This is a genomic window from Rhizobacter sp. P5_C2, from assembly GCF_054049715.1.
In genome coordinates, this window is record NZ_JBFULV010000130.1 from 1 (window position 1) to 15,570 (window position 15,570).

General features: G+C 71.7%; 12 protein-coding genes. 3 read left to right on the forward strand and 9 right to left on the reverse strand.

Annotated features, from left to right (window positions below; translation table 11 throughout):
• Both ACXJLU_RS29440 and ACXJLU_RS29445 read right to left on the reverse strand, forming a co-directional pair.
• Positions 1 to 1,369 (reverse strand): HAMP domain-containing protein (locus ACXJLU_RS29440; RefSeq protein WP_457337144.1); only part of this gene is annotated, 1,369 nt, incomplete at its 3' end.
• A gap of 3 nt (positions 1,370 to 1,372) precedes the next feature.
• Positions 1,373 to 2,101, reverse strand: a complete 729-nt coding sequence (locus ACXJLU_RS29445) for a response regulator (protein WP_457337146.1) — start codon at positions 2,099 to 2,101, stop codon at positions 1,373 to 1,375.
• Positions 2,102 to 2,231: 130 nt separating this feature from the next.
• Here ACXJLU_RS29445 and ACXJLU_RS29450 point away from each other — a divergent pair, with 130 nt between their 5' ends.
• Both ACXJLU_RS29450 and ACXJLU_RS29455 read left to right on the forward strand, forming a co-directional pair.
• Positions 2,232 to 2,462: an addiction module protein gene (locus ACXJLU_RS29450; protein WP_457337148.1), complete on the forward strand. Its 231-nt coding sequence runs from the start codon at positions 2,232 to 2,234 to the stop codon at positions 2,460 to 2,462.
• Positions 2,459 to 2,764, forward strand: coding sequence for a type II toxin-antitoxin system RelE/ParE family toxin (locus ACXJLU_RS29455; protein WP_457337150.1), 306 nt, complete (start codon positions 2,459 to 2,461; stop codon positions 2,762 to 2,764). The genes ACXJLU_RS29450 and ACXJLU_RS29455 overlap by 4 nt, the downstream gene beginning before the upstream one ends.
• On the opposite strand, the gene ACXJLU_RS29460 is transcribed toward ACXJLU_RS29455, so the two are convergent.
• Positions 2,714 to 3,952 (reverse strand): esterase-like activity of phytase family protein, encoded by a 1,239-nt coding sequence (locus ACXJLU_RS29460; protein WP_457337152.1) that lies wholly within the window; start codon positions 3,950 to 3,952, stop codon positions 2,714 to 2,716. The genes ACXJLU_RS29455 and ACXJLU_RS29460 overlap by 51 nt on opposite strands.
• Positions 3,953 to 4,213: 261 nt before the next feature.
• Between ACXJLU_RS29460 and ACXJLU_RS29465 the strand changes: the two genes are divergently transcribed.
• On the forward strand, positions 4,214 to 9,244 hold the full coding sequence (locus tag ACXJLU_RS29465; protein WP_457337154.1) for a hypothetical protein: 5,031 nt from the start codon (positions 4,214 to 4,216) through the stop codon (positions 9,242 to 9,244).
• 166 nt (positions 9,245 to 9,410) lie between these two features.
• On the opposite strand, the gene ACXJLU_RS29470 is transcribed toward ACXJLU_RS29465, so the two are convergent.
• From ACXJLU_RS29470 to ACXJLU_RS29495, 6 genes are all read right to left on the reverse strand, one after another.
• On the reverse strand, positions 9,411 to 10,319 hold the full coding sequence (locus tag ACXJLU_RS29470; RefSeq protein WP_457337156.1) for a nucleoside hydrolase: 909 nt from the start codon (positions 10,317 to 10,319) through the stop codon (positions 9,411 to 9,413).
• Positions 10,313 to 11,296 (reverse strand): carbohydrate kinase family protein, encoded by a 984-nt coding sequence (locus tag ACXJLU_RS29475; RefSeq protein WP_457337158.1) that lies wholly within the window; start codon positions 11,294 to 11,296, stop codon positions 10,313 to 10,315. The genes ACXJLU_RS29470 and ACXJLU_RS29475 overlap by 7 nt, the downstream gene beginning before the upstream one ends.
• Positions 11,293 to 12,360, reverse strand: coding sequence for an ADP-ribosylglycohydrolase family protein (locus ACXJLU_RS29480; RefSeq protein ID WP_457337160.1), 1,068 nt, complete (start codon positions 12,358 to 12,360; stop codon positions 11,293 to 11,295). The genes ACXJLU_RS29475 and ACXJLU_RS29480 overlap by 4 nt, the downstream gene beginning before the upstream one ends.
• Positions 12,357 to 13,391 carry an ABC transporter permease gene (locus tag ACXJLU_RS29485; protein WP_457337162.1) on the reverse strand — a complete coding sequence of 345 codons (1,035 nt, stop codon included), beginning with the start codon at positions 13,389 to 13,391 and terminating at the stop codon, positions 12,357 to 12,359. The genes ACXJLU_RS29480 and ACXJLU_RS29485 overlap by 4 nt, the downstream gene beginning before the upstream one ends.
• The gene (locus ACXJLU_RS29490) at positions 13,388 to 14,464 is read right to left on the reverse strand and encodes an ABC transporter permease (protein WP_457337164.1); all 1,077 of its coding nucleotides are present in this window, start codon (positions 14,462 to 14,464) and stop codon (positions 13,388 to 13,390) included. The genes ACXJLU_RS29485 and ACXJLU_RS29490 overlap by 4 nt, the downstream gene beginning before the upstream one ends.
• Positions 14,461 to 15,570, reverse strand: a 1,110-nt coding sequence (locus tag ACXJLU_RS29495; RefSeq protein WP_457337166.1) for an ATP-binding cassette domain-containing protein, incomplete at its 5' end; no start/stop codon positions are given. The genes ACXJLU_RS29490 and ACXJLU_RS29495, both read right to left, overlap by 4 nt.

Here is a 15,570-nt window from a genome sequence, read left to right on the forward strand (position 1 = left end):
GCGCCGCGGTGTCGGCCGCCACCGCGCGCCAGGTGGCGCCGGCCGGCAGCGCCGCGTTCAGCTCGCCGATCGGAACGCCGAGGCGCAGCACGCCGGGTGCGAACGGCAGCAGGCTCTCGAACTTCTGGTTCCAGACGATCAGCGCGCCCGTCGCGTCGTACACCGACAGGCCGTCGTTCATGCTGTGGAACACGCTCTCCAGCAGGCGGCCCTGCACGTGCAGGCCCTGCGTCAACCGCTGCTTCTCGAGCAGGTGGTCGCGGAACACCTGGAAGGCGCGCGCCAGCTCGCCGATCTCGTCGGGGCGCGTGATGGCCGCGCTCGGCTGCGCCACGTCGCCGCCGGCCAGCCGCGTCATCGTGCGCGTCATCGCCTGCAGGTCGCGCAGCACGCGCTGCACGTACAGCGCGCCGGCCAGCGCCATCAGCACCGAGAGCGCGCTGACCAGCACCAGCGCCGACGCGCCCGAGCTCACCGTGCCGCGCACCGTGTCGCGCCGCTCGGTCGACACCTTGCGCAGCTCGCCCACGTAGGCGCTGGCACGCGCGCCGAGCTGGGTGGAGTGGCTGCGCATCAGCTGCACGACGGTGCTGAGTTGGCGTTCGGTGCGCAGCTGCCGGCGGCGCAGCTGGAACGCGCCGTCGTCGCCGAAGCACAGCGCCTGCAGCGCGGCGGCGAGCGCCGGCAGCCGGCGGTCCTCGCCGGCCTGCTGCGCGAAGACCCACAGCGCCTCGACATCGGCCTCGCTGCGGCCCAGCGTCGTGTACTCGTCGGCCAGCTCGGCCGCGACCAGCGTGCTCCAGATCGACTGCATGCTCGGCGCCTCGCGCTGCACGCGCACGCGGTTGCGGAACAGCTGGTCGCCCAGCGCATCGAGCGTGTCGCGCTGGCTGCGCAGCTGGGCCTGCTGGCGGCGCCGCTCGCTCGACAGCGCGAGCAGGCTGGTCAGGTCGCGGTCGATGCCGTCGAGCATCGCGCTCGCCTCCAGCCGCGAATCGGCCCGCGTCGGCAGGTCGCCCGACAGGCGCCGGATCTCGCCGAGCAGCACGCGCACCAGCTGGCTGTCGCTGCGGCTGGGCGATTGCATGTCGCTGTCGGCGATGCTCGGCGCGACGGCGGCCAGCTGCGACACCTTCTCGGCCAGCTCCAGCACGCGGGCGATCTCGGGCATCACGCCAGCCTCGAAGTCGTCGAGCGCGCGCTGGTTATGGCGCATGCCGGCGATGCCGGTGACGGCCAGCACGATGGTCAGCAGCAGCAGCGCGAGGAAGGTGGCAAGCAGCCGGGTGCGGATCGCGAAGCGCGCGGGCGGTTCGCCGTCGGGCACGGCAGGCGCCGCCGCCGCATCCACCGTGATGGCCTGCGCCACGTGTCAGCCGCGCGTCACCGGCACGCCGAACACATAGCCCTGGCCACGCTCGGTGCGGATGTAGGCGGGCTGGCGCGGATTGGGTTCGATCTTGCGGCGCAGGCGCAGGATCAGCACGTCGACGCTGCGGTCGTAGGCGTCGGTCTCGGTGCCGCGGAACTGCGACAGCAGCTCGTCGCGCGCCCACACTCGGCCAGTCTGCGTGACCATCGCGGCCAGCAGCGCGAACTCGCCGCGCGTCACCTCGCAGGGCTCGCCGCTGCTGCGCGCCAGCGTGCGGGCGGTGCGGTCGAGCACCCAGTCGCCGAAGCGGTAGCGCTCGTGCACCGGGTCGTCGGGGCGGGCCGCGGGCCGGGAGAGTTCGGTGGAGCGGCGCAGGCTGGCGCGCACGCGGGCCAGCAGTTCGCGCCCGGAGATCGGCTTGACGAGGAAGTCGTCGGCGGCGAGTTCGAGGCCGAGCACGCGGTCGGCCTCGTCGCCCTTGCCACTCATCATGATGATGGGCACGGTGGAGCTGCGGCGCAGTTCGCGCGCGATCGCGAGGCCGTCCTCGCCGCGCAGCTTCAGGTCGAGCATCACCAGCGAATGCGGGCGCTCGCGCAGCGCGCGCTGCATCTCGTCGCCGGTCTGCACCGCGGTGGCCTGCAGGCCGCCATCGGACAGCACCGCGCCGATCCAGTCGAGCACGTCGGGCTCGTCGTCGAGGACCAGGATGCGGTGGGGGGCGGGCATCGGGGGACTATACGAAAGCATGCTGGTGCGAGATGTCGGGAATGTCCCTCGAACGCACGGTGGTGGATTCCATGGACATGGCCTGAGCCGTTGGCTGGGCGCAGTATCATGAAACCCGCAGGAGGTGCCCATGTCGGACTTGATTGAAGAGCTTGCCCAGCGTGGTCTGGCGCTGTCCCTGGAAGACCGTGCGCGCTTGGCGGAGAGACTGCTCGATTCGCTTCAGGAGCCAGCGCTCGCAGCCATCGAAGCGGCTTGGGACGAAGAGATCGAGCGCCGAGTGGAGGCCTACGAACGAGGTGAGGTTCGAACCTTCGAGGCCGAAGACGTGTTTGCCGAGGCAAGACGCATCGCACCGTGACGGGAGTCCGGTTCACTGCCGAAGCACGCAAAGAGTTGCTTCACGAAACGAGCTACTACGAAAAGGCGGCGGAAGGTGCCGGGCGGCAGTTTCGTTTGGCGGTCGAGGCCGCGACTGCTCGCGCGCTTGCATTCCCGCAGTCCGGCAGGCCTGCACCCAAGGGCACCAGGCGCATGAGGGTGAAGGGGTTCCCTTTCTCCATCGTCTATCAGCAGACGACTGAAGGTGTGGTGGTCCACGCGGTCGCACCGTCACGGCGTCAACCGGACTATTGGGTTCAACGCGTCACGGGTGAACGCTGAAAGCTGGGCTGGTTGGCGCTGCCGGTCCGCCGGGATCACCTCCAGCGCGATGAACTGGTTGCGCTGGCCCGGTGAGAAGTTGTCGTCCGAGGCCAGCAGCAGGGTCGCGTGGCCGTTCGGCAGGCGCGGTCCCCAGGTGGCGGCCTCGATGTTGTCGATGGGCCCGATCTGCTCCGCCAGCGTCGACAGATCGAGCAGCAACCGCTTGCGCACCGGGCGCACGCCGGGCTGCTGCAGCGAATCGATGGCGGACACGTCCTGCGCGCCGCCGACCTCCGCCTCGTACAGCCGGATCGCGAAGCGGAACACCATCGTGTCGACCTCGTAGCCGCAGCGCTCGACCACCAGCAGCCGGTCGCGGTCGATCGCCAGGATCTCGCTGACGCCGTTGTCGGCGCGGCGTCCACTGCCGGTGGGCGTGCGCGGGATCGCATCGACCGGGTAGGCCACCTGCGTCAGCAGCGCGTCGTCGCGGCCGAGCAGGCTGAAGCGTGCCAGCGCGCCGTGCTGCGCGTCGGGCAGCGGGCCGTCCTCGATCAGCGGCGCTTCCATCGCGATCCACAGCGCCTGCGCATCGGGCGTGAACGCGAGGCCCTCCAGGCTCAGGTTGTGACGCGGCCCGCGCGGCGGATCGCGCTGCAGGTGCAGCCGCGCCGGCAGAGCCAGCTCGCGCAGGAAGCGGCCGTCGCGGTCCATGCGGCGCACGAACGGGTCGAGTCCGAGGCCGCGGTCGCCTTCGCTGGTGTACAGCAGGCTGCCGTCGCGCGGATCGATGCGCAGCGCCTCCGGGTCCGGCACCACCGCGCCGGGCCGCGCGCGTGCCTGCGCGAGCCCGGGATAGGCCGTGCCGTCGGGCTGGCGCAGCAGCGTCACCGCCAGCGGCTCGATCGCACCGATGCCCTGCGCGTCGATGCGCAGGCGCAGCGTGTAGAAGCGCGCCGGCGCGAGCTCGGACTTGTCGTCGCTGAGCATCAGCCAGTCGCCGCTGGCCGGATCGCGGTCCATGCCGGAGATGCCGCCGAAGTACTGCAGCACGCCCTCGGGCGTGCGCGCCAGCGTCGCACTGCCGAGCAGCCGCAGGCCGGCGATCGGCCAGGCGACCGATGCGGACGACGCAGACGGCAACGCCGACGCGGCGCAACCCGCCAGCAGCCAGGCCGCGACAACGCACACCAAGCCGGTGCCCACGGTCCTTCTGCCACGCCGAAATCCGTGCATCGTTTCTCCCACCTCACACCCATTCACCAAACTGGTACGTACCAGATGCTAGCGCAAATGGAAGCCCGAATCCGCATGACAGTTCCGTGAAACTTGCAAGCACCGCGGGTGTGCATCTTCGCGTGGCTGGACGATGACAGCGCTCGGGTTTCGTTTTGCCGCACGCCGGATTCCTACGCTGATGGCATTCCAGTCCAACGACCGCGTTGGCCACGAAAGGAGTACCGCGCCATGTCCTTCCCGTCCCTCCCCGACAAGCTGTCCAAGCGTCCTGCCAACCCGCTGTCGCCGCCTGCGCTGACGCACACGAAGCAGCCCTCCCTCGGCAGCCATGATGGCCATGACGGCATCTCGAAGCCGACCTCGCCGCTCGAAGGAAAGGTCGACACGCGCCGCGTCTCGAAAGCCGATCGCACGCGGCGCACCCACCGGACCGAGGCAAGCTCGCTCGCGTCGTCGCGCAACACCTCGGTGGAGCGCGAGCCGCCGACACCGTTCGAGACCGCGCGGGCGAACTACGGCACGAGCCTCGCGAACCTGAAGGCCCTGCCGGGCGCCTTCTACGCACCGTCGGCGTCGGCCGGCCTTGAGTTGAACGGCCTGAACGACCACGACGGCGTGCTGATCGTGCCGGCGAAGGACGGGCCGAGCATGGTCGCGGAGCGCTTCGCCGTCGTGAAGCAGAACGTCGGCGGCGAAGACCGCTATTTCATCAAGGGCCACGGCGACTTCGCGGTGCCGTTCGAGGACTTCAAGCGCGTGCTCGCGGAGGTCAATGCCCGCACTGACGCGCAGACCACCGAGCACCTGAAGGACCTCAAGAAGGAGCTGCAGACGGCGCTCGGCACCCAGCCGTGGGAAGACCCGCTGGTCGAAACGCCGCTGCGCAGCGAGGTGCTCGCGCTGTCGGCGAAGTCGGACCTGAGCTTCCGGCGCGACGACAAGGAATCCGACGACGTGCTGATGCCGAAGCCGCTGAACCCGACGCCGTTCCCGAAGAAGGTGTCGTGGGCCAATTCGGAGAACGCGCTGTGCCCGGGCTGCGGGCCGGTGCTGAAGAACGGCACGCGGCTGTACCAGCTCGACTGGAACCGCGTCGAGAACCGCCTGATGGGTTTCAAGAACAACAACGGCGGCGTCGAGCGGCTGGATTCGATCATGGCCGACACGGTGGACGGCCACAAGGCACCGGTGCTGGTCGACGGGCCGGTGATGTTCGAGCTGTCGGGCATCAAGCGCTGGCAGCTGATCGGGCCGGCCAACGAGCAGTCGGGCGCCAGGGGCGGCGCGGTCTCGCGGGCCGGCACGGCGGCGGGGCAACTGTTGAAGTCGGCCACCGGCCATGGCGACAACGCGATCGCGCAGGGCACCGCGGATGAGCTCGACACCGTGATGCACAAGCTGCGGCCCGGCGCGAAGATCCGCATCACCACCGAAGACGGCGCGGTGCACGACCTGATGCTGACCGACAAGGGCATGAGCCTGTCGCTCGCGAAGACCACTGCCGGGCCGGGCGGCGGCGACCACAAGGGCGCGCTCGGCGTCGGCATGGACGTCGGGTCGGTCGGCCACCGGAAGGACGAGGAAGACGCGCCGATCGATTCGCGGCGCGTCCAGGCCGACGTCAACGTCTACTCGTACCAGGGGCACTACACCGGCCGGCACGGCACGCCGGACGGCCTGCCCGATCCGCAGCTGGTGCTGTCGACCGGCGAGCCGCTGAAGGCCGGTCCGTTGGTGAACAAGACGAACGACGCGTACGGCGTCGCGCAGGCCTTCGGGCGGCTGGCCTTGTACAAGCCGAACCTGGCGGGCCCGGGCGGCGGCGCCCGCGCGCGGCTGGTCAACGTGCTGATGCTGGCGCTCGCGAAGTTCGGCACCACCGCGCTGTCGGCGATGGCCGACGAGGCGATGCGCGGCAAGGACGGCGTGCACATCGACGGCGCGACGCGCTTCTCCGGCGTCGGCAGCGGCAAGGCCTCGATCGGCACGCTGGCCGGGTCGACCGCGCTGATCGTGCTGGCGCAGGAGCTGGTCACCGCGCTGAAGGACGCGATCCTGCCGGCCCTCCCCGAGGGCTGGCAGCACCCGAGCAGCGACGTCGCGCGCAACGCGCTCACGCTGGTCGGCACGGCGCTCGAGGAAATGGTGCGGCTGGAGATCAACCTCGGCCTGCAGAAGGCGCTCGGGCTGCGCGAAGGCACCGGCTGGGACCACGCGACCCTCGCGATCTCGTCCGGGCTGAAGGCGGTGCTGGAGACGGTGCGCGACAACATCGGCGGACCCGAGGCGCGGCCCTACGCGCACATGGTCATCGACGCCGCGGAGTCGCTGCAGTACATGATGCTGCGCGTGACCGGCATGGTGATGAGCGAGCCGCCGGGCGAGGCCGGGCGGCTGACCAATTTCAACGAAGCGGCGCGCACGCGCGTCAACCTGCGGCTGTACGACCAGGTGCTGGCGCCGGTCTTCAGCCAGCTGCTGAACTCGCAGGGCATCCTCGGCGAGAACGCCAACCCGTTCGACCACCAGATCGCGCGCGAACGCATGATCGAGCGCTTCGGCTCGCAGTTGAAGACCGCGCTGACGGCGCTGATGGACGGCGACACCGGGCCGCTGCAGGCGATGGTGAAGGACAAGGGCATCGTCGCGACCGTGCGGGCCAAGCTCGAGCAGGTGCTGCTGGGCGGGCGCGACAAGGCCGACACCGAGTTCTTCAGCAACACCGACCAGAAGCGCGAGCACCTCAAGCAGATGCTGAACCGCGTCGACCTGATGGCCGGCAGCCTCGATGCGACGATCGCGCTCGTCGGCTCGTTGATCGAGCCGCTGCACGCCTGGTTCTCAGGGACGCCGGACACGCAGTCCGCGCTGGAGGCCGGCATCCCCGAGAACCGCATCGCCCGTGCGATCCAGATGCAGGACCTGTCCGACGACGGCACCGTGGCGCGCCGAGACGAGCGCGAGCAGCACCTGCAGGCGACCCGCGATGCGCAGGACGCCCGCATCCTCGGCGCCCAGGCCTACGAGGCCGGCAACGCCGTGCTGCCGGCCGGCGCGAAGCCGCCGACCACCAACAGCCTCGCCGAGGCCAGCCCGGCCCAGCGCCGGTTCGTGCAAGCGCAAAGCACCCAGCTGCAAGGGCGCCACAACGCGCTGGCGGAAGCCGACGGCTCGCTCGACCTGTCCGGGCAGCAAGGCGGGCCGCTGCGCGCGATGCTGCCGCAGCCCACCAGCGTCGACTATGCGCAGCGCACGCGGCTGGCGGCCGGCAAGACCTCGACGCTGGGCGTGCCGGCCGCGTTGCGCGACGGCGCGGTCCACAAGCCCGGCGTGCCGCTCGACCTGGTGCCGAAGGGGGTCGGCACCTTCGCCAACAAGCTGCAGGCCGATTCGATGCCGCAGCACGTGCCGATGACCAAGGCCGCCGGCATGAAGGACGTCGTGAAGGGCCGCGCGCCGGCGAGCCGCATCCCGGTGATCACCGAGCCGGCGGTGTTGGACGCCGAGATGCGCAAGCGCATCGACCAGTCGGTGCGCGACTACACCGTCGAGTCGCAGTTCTTCCACTACCCGCTGCGCTGGCCGGTCACCGGCGAGCCGCAGTACCTGAACATCGTGCCGGGCGTGCAGGTGCCGTACAACGTGCTGAACAAGCCCGGCAACGTGAAGGGCGAGAAGCGCGAGCGGGTCGACCCGATCGAGGCGCTGTACGCCAACATCGGCTGCGCGCGGGCCGAGAAGTTCCCGGCCGAGCTGCTGCGGGCGGTGGTCACCGAGGCGGCCTACAAGCCGGAATCCGGCGGGCCCGAGCCGAGCGGCGAGCTCCACGCGAAGGGCAGCAAGGGCGTGCTGACCGAGATCTTCTCGGCCTCGGGGTCGGAGCGGGTGGCGGCGCAGTTCAACCTGCCGATCTCCGGCTTCGGCGCGGCGCCGCGCGACCGCAGCCAGCGCCTCGACCTGGTCGAGGAGACCGGCGTCAACGTCGCGACGATGAGCGACCTCGCGCAGGCCGAGGTGATCCTGATGCCGGGCGCCGTCTTCACGACCAAGCACGTGGACCCGAACGCCGGCCAGCGGCCGCCGGCCACGGGGGCGAAGCGGACGCAGGACATCGGCCAGGTGGTGCACATGGAGCAGCAGGACACCTACCAGCTGGAGAAGGCCTTCGACGACCACCTGCCGTACCTCGCGAACGGCAGCGGCAGCGCACCGGCGGACGGCACGCTGATGGTCCACCCCGAGACCGGGCAGTTCATGCGCTACACGACGGCGCCGCAGGGGAACGACAAGCTGTACGACCCGGCGACCGGCAAGTTCGCCGCGTTCGATGCCGCGAACCCGCCGCTGCGCGGGGGCTTCAAGTTCGTCGACGCGACCCGGAACTACTTCCTCGGCAAGCCGCTGGAGTTCGACAGCGCCGCGGACCTGCAGGCGCTGTGGCGCCACCCGTACACCGGCGACACCGCCAAGCGCAGCACCAAGGACGCGATCCACGCGGCCATCCTGCGCGGTGCGGACAGCGACCCGATCGTCAACCACCTCGACGAGGCGACGAAGAACCTGCACCACGAGCATTTCCGCAAGAAGGGCGGCTTCTACGACACCCGCCTGAACGGCGCGGGCGTGCGCGAGTACATCAACCCGCGCGCGCAGGCCGAAGCCGCGGCCACCGCGAAGACCAAGCAGGATGCCGGCAAGGTCGTGACCGAGAACCTGGGCGCCAAGCTCTACGACACGCCGCAGACGCCGCTGCAGACCGAGATGCTGGCCTGGACCACGGCCAGCATGCTGCGCACGCCGATCCAGCTGGTGCCGGTGGGCGAGGATTCGGGCGTGCCGGCGGACGGGCTGAACATCAACGAGACCTATGACAAGGTCGACCTGCTGAAGCACCCGCTGGAGAAGAAGCCGGACCCGGCGGTGGTGATCGGCGTCGGCAAGGACGGCTACTACGCGATGCGCAACCAGAACGGCAAGTTCGTGCCGACGCACCGCATCTCCGGGCGCAGCGAAGGCCGCACGGCCGAGAACTTCATGCAGGCCTACCTGCGCGCCGGGCACCTGGACAAGGCCGACTATGCCGAGCTGCCGGCCGGCGAGGGCGAAGACAAGCCGAGCTACGTGCCGGGCAACCGGGCCGCGAACTCGGGCCGCGCGCTGTACGACAAGCTGGGCAGCTTCGCCGCGACCGACTACATCGTGCTGCAGCAGGCGCTGGTCGCGCGCCGGGACGAGGCTCAGGGCCGGGCCGAAGCCTGACGAATCAGAGGGTGAGAGCGAATCCGGCGTGCCCGAGCAGCCTGTCCAAACGCGCCCAATCAAGGCGCAAAGCGCAGCCGTAGCTCGGGCTACGGCGAGCATTTGCAACGCAGAGTGGGCGCGTTTGGGCAGGATGAGCGGGCATGGCGGATTTGCTCTCACCCTCTCAGGCGAGCCGCGCGATCTCGGCGTGCACCCGCTCGAGCAGGCCTTCGCGATCGACCGCAGTCGCAAGCTCGAAGCGGGGGCCGTGACCATCGGCGTCGGGCCGCAGCCGGCCTTCGTCGGGGCCGGGCGCGCGCTCGACATCGGCGTGTAACTGCCGGCAGTCGAACAGCTGCGGCGCGAGCGCGAACGCCACCGGGCAGGCGTCGTGCAGCAGCGGGTCCTCGAAGGCATAGGCCGCCAGCATCGCGTGCGCCGCGCGGCCGGCGCGCGTGCGCAGGCGGTCGAGCGACGCGATCCAGTCGGCGCTCATCGCGGCCTGCGACGTGACGTCGAGCCCGAACAGCGTCAGCGCGGCGCCGGCGTTCAGCACCACGCTCGCGGCTGTCGCATCGGCGTGGAAGTTGAACTCCGCCGCCGGTGTCACGTTGCCCGGGCAGAACGCCGCGCCGCCCATCACCAGCAGCGCCTTCGCGCGCCGCAGCAGCCCGGGCTGGCGGATCTCGACCATCGCGAGGTTGGTCAGCGGGCCGATCGCGATCAGCGTCAGCGTGCCGAGGGGCTCGTCGCGCAGCATCCTCGCGAGGAAGTCGACTGCGTGCTCCTGGCGCGGCGCGGGGCCGGCATCAAGCGCGACGCCACCGAGACCGTCCTCGCCATGGACGAGGTTGCTGCGCGCCTCGGGCAGCGCGAGCGGCCGAGCGCAGCCGGCATGCACCGGCACGTCGCCGCGCCCGGCCAGTTCCAGCAGCGCGCAGGCATTGGCCGTGGTCGTGTGCACCGGCCGGTTGCCGGCGACGCAGCTGACGCCCAGCAGGTCCAGCTGCGGCGAGGCCGCGGCCATCAGCAGCGCGAGCGCATCGTCGATGCCGGGATCGCAATCGAGCACGATCTTCGTGGGGGTCAGCATGGACAGTCCTCGTCGGCAACGTCGGCTGGCGCCGCGGCCGCCTCGCCGAGCATCGTCGCCATGTTCTGCGGCGTGGCCAGCCCCGAGCGCGCGCCCACCGCCTGCACCGTGCGGCTGGCCGCCGCGCACGCGAAGGCCAGGCAGGTGGCCAGGCTGCGCCAGCGCCGCCGCGCGACCAGGAAGGCCGCATTGAAACTGTCGCCGGCGCCGGTGGTGTCGATCACGCGCACCGGCCAGGCCGGCTGCACCGCCCAGTCGTCGGCACTCGCCGCGATCGCGCCGCGCGCGCCCAGGCTCACGACGATCACGCGCGGCCCGCCGGCCGCCAGCATGTCGCCCAGCGCCTCGCGCGACGGGATGCGCCCGCTCGCCGACAGGAAGCCCGATTCGTTGAAGAACGCCACGTCGCTGCCGGCCAGCAGCGCGGCCAGCGTCACCGGGTCGCCGGCCACCTCGCGCTCGACGTCGATCGCCACCCGCGTGCCGACCGCGCGCGCCGCCGCGCTGAGCCGCGCGAACGCCTCGGCGTCGTAGGGCATCGTGTAGACGCAGCGGCTGTCGGCCAGCGCGTCGATGAAGCCGGGGCGCTGCTCGGGCGACGCCTCGCGGCGCCGCTTCATCGGCACGTAGACGATCGCCCGCTCGCCGCTCGCGCTGACGAACACCGTCGTCATCGCCGACGCGGTGGCGCGGCGCGGCGCGAGGTGCGCGGTCGACACGCCGTGCAGGTGGAAGTCGTCGATCAGCAACTGCGCATGCGGATCGTCGCCGACCTCGCCGAACACCGCGCTGCGCCAGCCGAGCCGGCTCGCCGCGCAGGCCACGTTCGATTCGGTGCCGCCGGCGTAGACGCCGAGCGCCCGCCCGAGCGTCTTGTCGTCCCAGCGCGGCAGGCGGCGCGCGCCGATGACCAGGTCGACGCAGGGGTTGCCGACGGCGAGCAGGTCGATGCCGCGCGAGGCGGGCGCTTTCTTCATGGGCCCACCCGCCCGCCGGCGATGTGCGCGAGGCCGGCGGCCAGCGCATCGAGCTCGTAGTCGCCGTCGTTGGCGGCGCGGAACTCGCCGTACAGCGGCTGCACCAGCGCGGCGCGGCCGTGCATCGCGCCGGCGATCGCGCCGGCCATCGTCGCGATCGAGTCGGTGTCGTTGCCGATCGACGCGCACAGCGAGATGGTGCGCAGTGGATCCGCACCGGCATAGGCCAGCACGCCGATCGCGGCCGCCACCGATTCGGCGGCCAGCACCGAGTTGCCGACCTGCTGCTCGGTCTCGACCATGAACGCGAGATCGTCGCCGGCCGCGCGCGCCTGGTCGGCGATGTTCAGCGCCATCATCAGCCGCGTCGCGAAGCGCGGGCCGGGCACCCGGCGTGCGCGCTGCGCGGCGATCTCCTCGCCGATGCGCGCGCCGTCGATGCAGGCCTGCAGCACCGCGTCGAGCGAGCACGGCAGCAGCGCCTGCGCGACGCCCGCGGCGATGGCGCAGGCCGACGAGATCGCGACATCGGTGTCGTGCGACGGCAGGCAGGTCACGAAGGCCAGCTCGCAGGCGGCGCGCAGGTCGCCCGGGTGCACCAGCCCGCAGGGTGCGACGCGCATCGCCGCGCCATTGGTGTTGCCCACCGTGCTCATCTTGCGCGACGAGTTGCCGATCACGCCGACGCGCGAGACGTCGTCACCGTTCTGCAGCGCCTTCACGATGTTGGCGGTGCTCGGCCCCATGAAGCCGGCCTTCGGGCTGGTGGCGGCCCAGTCGAGCAGGCAGGCGACCCAGCCGTCGTGGTCGAGCCGGCCTTCGGCGCGCAGCAGTGCACGCGCCAGGTAATACATCTGGCTGGCGTCGTCGGTCACCTCGGCGCGCCGGCCGCCGTTGGCACCGGCGAAGGTGTCGGGCGGCGGATCGCCGAAGTGCCGCACCAGGCCGCCGTGCGCGGCGGCGATCTCGGCGATGGTCCATTGTTCGGTCTGGGCTCCGAGGGCGTCGCCCATGCCTGCGAGGCACAGCGAGCCCAGGATGCGCTCGTGCAGCGCGTGGGTCATGTCGTCATTTCTCCCTGCGGCGCGGCCGGCGGGGCGGCGCGCCATTGATGAAGCGACGCCGCGGCGAGGCGGCGTTGCGCGGCGGCGCGCCGCTGGCTGAACACCACCAGCGCGACGATCGTGACGAGCGGCGGCACCATGTAGACCACCTGGCTCGGAATGTCGAACAGCGCGAGCTGCGTCGCGAGCACCGACGACGCGCCGAACAGCAGCGCGGCCAGCACGGTGCCGAGCGGGCGGCGCCCGCCCATGAAGACGGCGGCCAGCGCGAGGAAGCCGCGACCGGCCGACATCTCGGCCTGGAACAGCGTCAGGTAGCCCATCGCGAGGTACAGCCCGCCGAGGCCGGCGAGCACGCCGCTGGCGGCGAGCGCGAGGTACTGCAGCCGTTTCGCGGGCAGGCCGCCGGCACGCGCCGCCACGGGGTTCTCGCCGACCGCGCGCAGCCGCAGGCCGAGCCGTGTGCGGTACAGCGTGAACGACAGCAGCGCGGCGGCGCCGAACGCGACCCACACCAGCAGCGGGTGGCCGCCGCGGCCGTCGCCGTTGAGCAGCGTGTCGAGCGCGGGCCAGCCCTGCAATCCCGGCAGGTGCAGCACCGGCAGCACCGAACTCGCGAGCGTGGCGGTGGAGCCCTTGTCGCCTGTCAGCGTGACCATCAGGAACACCGTCAGGCCGGCGGCCAGCAGGTTGATGCCGATGCCGGCGACGATCAGGTCGGCACCGAACTCGAGGTGGAACACAGCGAGCAGCAGCGCGCCCAGCACCGCCGCCGCGAGGCCTGCGAGCGGGCCGACGAGCGGCGCGACCCACGGCGCGGCGCCGGGGAACCACTGCAGCGCATACGCGGAACCGATCACGCCGAAGAACGCGGCCAGCAGCATCAGCCCTTCGAGCGCGACGTTGACGACGCCGGCCAGCTCGGCAACCAGTCCGCCGAGCGCGGCAAGGATGATCGGCGCGGCGGCGCGCAGCAGCGCGGCACCGAGCGTGGCGGCGACCAGCGCGAACGAGGTCGATTCGAGGCTCATCGCGCTGCTTTCCACTTCAGCCACGACGCCGGCAGCAGCCGCTGCGACACCACCAGCAGCACGATGCAGGCCTGGATCACCAGCACCATCTCGCGCGAGACATCGCTCGCCAGCTCCATGGCCTGCGCGCCGGTCTTCAGGTAGGCATACAGCAGCGCAGCGAGCGGCACCGCGCGCGGCTCGTTGCGCGCCAGCAGCGCGACCACCAGGCCCTCGAAACCGAGGCCGGGATTCAGGTCGACCGGCAGCCGCTTCAGCAGCCCGTGCGACAGGTGGAAGCCGGCGAGCCCGGCGAACGCGCCGCCGATCGCCATCGACAGCGCGACCGTGCGCGCCACTGGCACGCCGGTCTGCGCCGCGAAGGCCGGCGCATCGCCGACCACGCGCAGCTCGTAGCCGAGCGTCGTGCGCGCGAGCAGCCAGGCGGCCAGCGCGGTGGCCAGCGGCACCAGCAGGATGAGCAGCGTCACGTGCGTGCGCGGCAGCAGCGGCGCGAGCAGCGCCGGCGTCGGCACCGCCGGCGTCGCGATGTAGGCGATGCCGCCATCGTGGAAGGCGTGCGTGACGACCGCGCGGAACAGCTGCACCGCGATCAGGTTGAGCATCAGCGTCGTGACGATCTCGCTCGCGCCGAAGCGCGCCTTCAGCAGGCCGGCGATGCCGCCCCACAGGAAGCCGGCCGACAGCGCGGCGATCAGCGCGACCGGAAGGCCGAGCAGCGGAAAGCCGCCAAGCTGCACGCCGACCCAGGTGGCCGCCAGCGCGCCGAGGAAGAACTGGCCGTCGGCACCGATCGAGAACTGGCGCGCGCGAAAACCGAACAGCACCGCGAGGCCGAGCAGGCTCAGCGTGACCGTGTCCTCGATCACGGTGCCGACACGCGTGAGCCGCATCAGTTGCCAGCCGGTCTCGTCGGACCAGCGCAGCTGCGGCATCGGGCCGGTCAGCAGCGCGTGGAACGCGATGCCCGGCGTGCGGCTGACGAGGCAGGTCAGCGCAAAGCCGACGGCGAGCGCCAGCGCGATCGCGAGCCAGGCTGGCGGCCGCTGCAGGCCGTCGGAGGGTGTCGTCATGCGCGGCTCTCGGTCGAATCGGTGAACGGCGCATCGAGCGCCGCGCTGCCGCGGGGATCTGCCGCCAGCCCGGTCATGTAGCGGCCGATCTCGCGCGCTGACGCCTGGCCGGCCGCGAAGTGCGCGACGACGCGGCCCTCGTACAGCACCGCGATGCGGTCCGACAGCGCGAGCAGCTCGTCGAGATCGGCCGAGATCAGCAGCACCGCCGCGCCGCCGTCGCGCAGGCCCACGAGCGCGCGGCGCAGCGTGTCGGCCGCGCCGATGTCGACGCCGCGCGTCGGCTGGCAGGCGAGCAGCAGGCGCGGTTGCGCGTCGAGCTCGCGGCCGACGACGATCTTCTGCATGTTGCCGCCCGACAGCATGCCGATCGGCTGCAGCTCGTCGCGTGCGCGCACGCCGAACGCGTCGATCAGCCGGCGCGCGCGGGCGCGGATGAAGGCCAGGTCGAGCACGCCGCGGCGCGACGCGGGCGGGCGGTGGTAGTCGATCGAGCTGCTGTTGTCGGCGATGTCCAGCGTGGGCGCGACGCCGCCGTGCAGCCGGTCCTCGGGAATGCAGCCGATGCCCATCGCCTGCGCGCGGCGCACGCCGGGCGACAGTGGCTGGCCGTCGATGTCGGCCCGCCCGGCGCTCGCGGGGAGCAGGCCGCTCAGCACCTCGGCCAGCGCCTTCTGGCCATTGCCCTCGACGCCGGCGATGCCGAGGATCTCGCCGCGCGCGACATCGAAACTCGCGTCCAGCAGCTCCGGCCGGCCATGCGGCGGCACGTGGGCCAGGCCGCGCACCCGCAGCAGCGGCTCGCGGCCGCGGGCATCGACGCGCGCGACCGGCAGCGCCGGCAGCGGCTCGCCGACGATCATCGACGCCAGCGTGGACGCGTCGGTGCCGGCCGACACGCCGCGCCCGCTGACGCGGCCGGCGCGCAGCACCGTGAAGCGCTGCGCGACGCGCTGCACCTCGGCCAGCTTGTGCGTCACCAGCACGATCGACAAGCCGGCACGTACCAGTTGCTGCAGCGACGCGAACAGCGCATCGCACTCCTGCGGCGACAGCAGCGCGGTCGGCTCGTCGAGCAGCAGCAGCTGCGCACCGCGGTGCAGCGC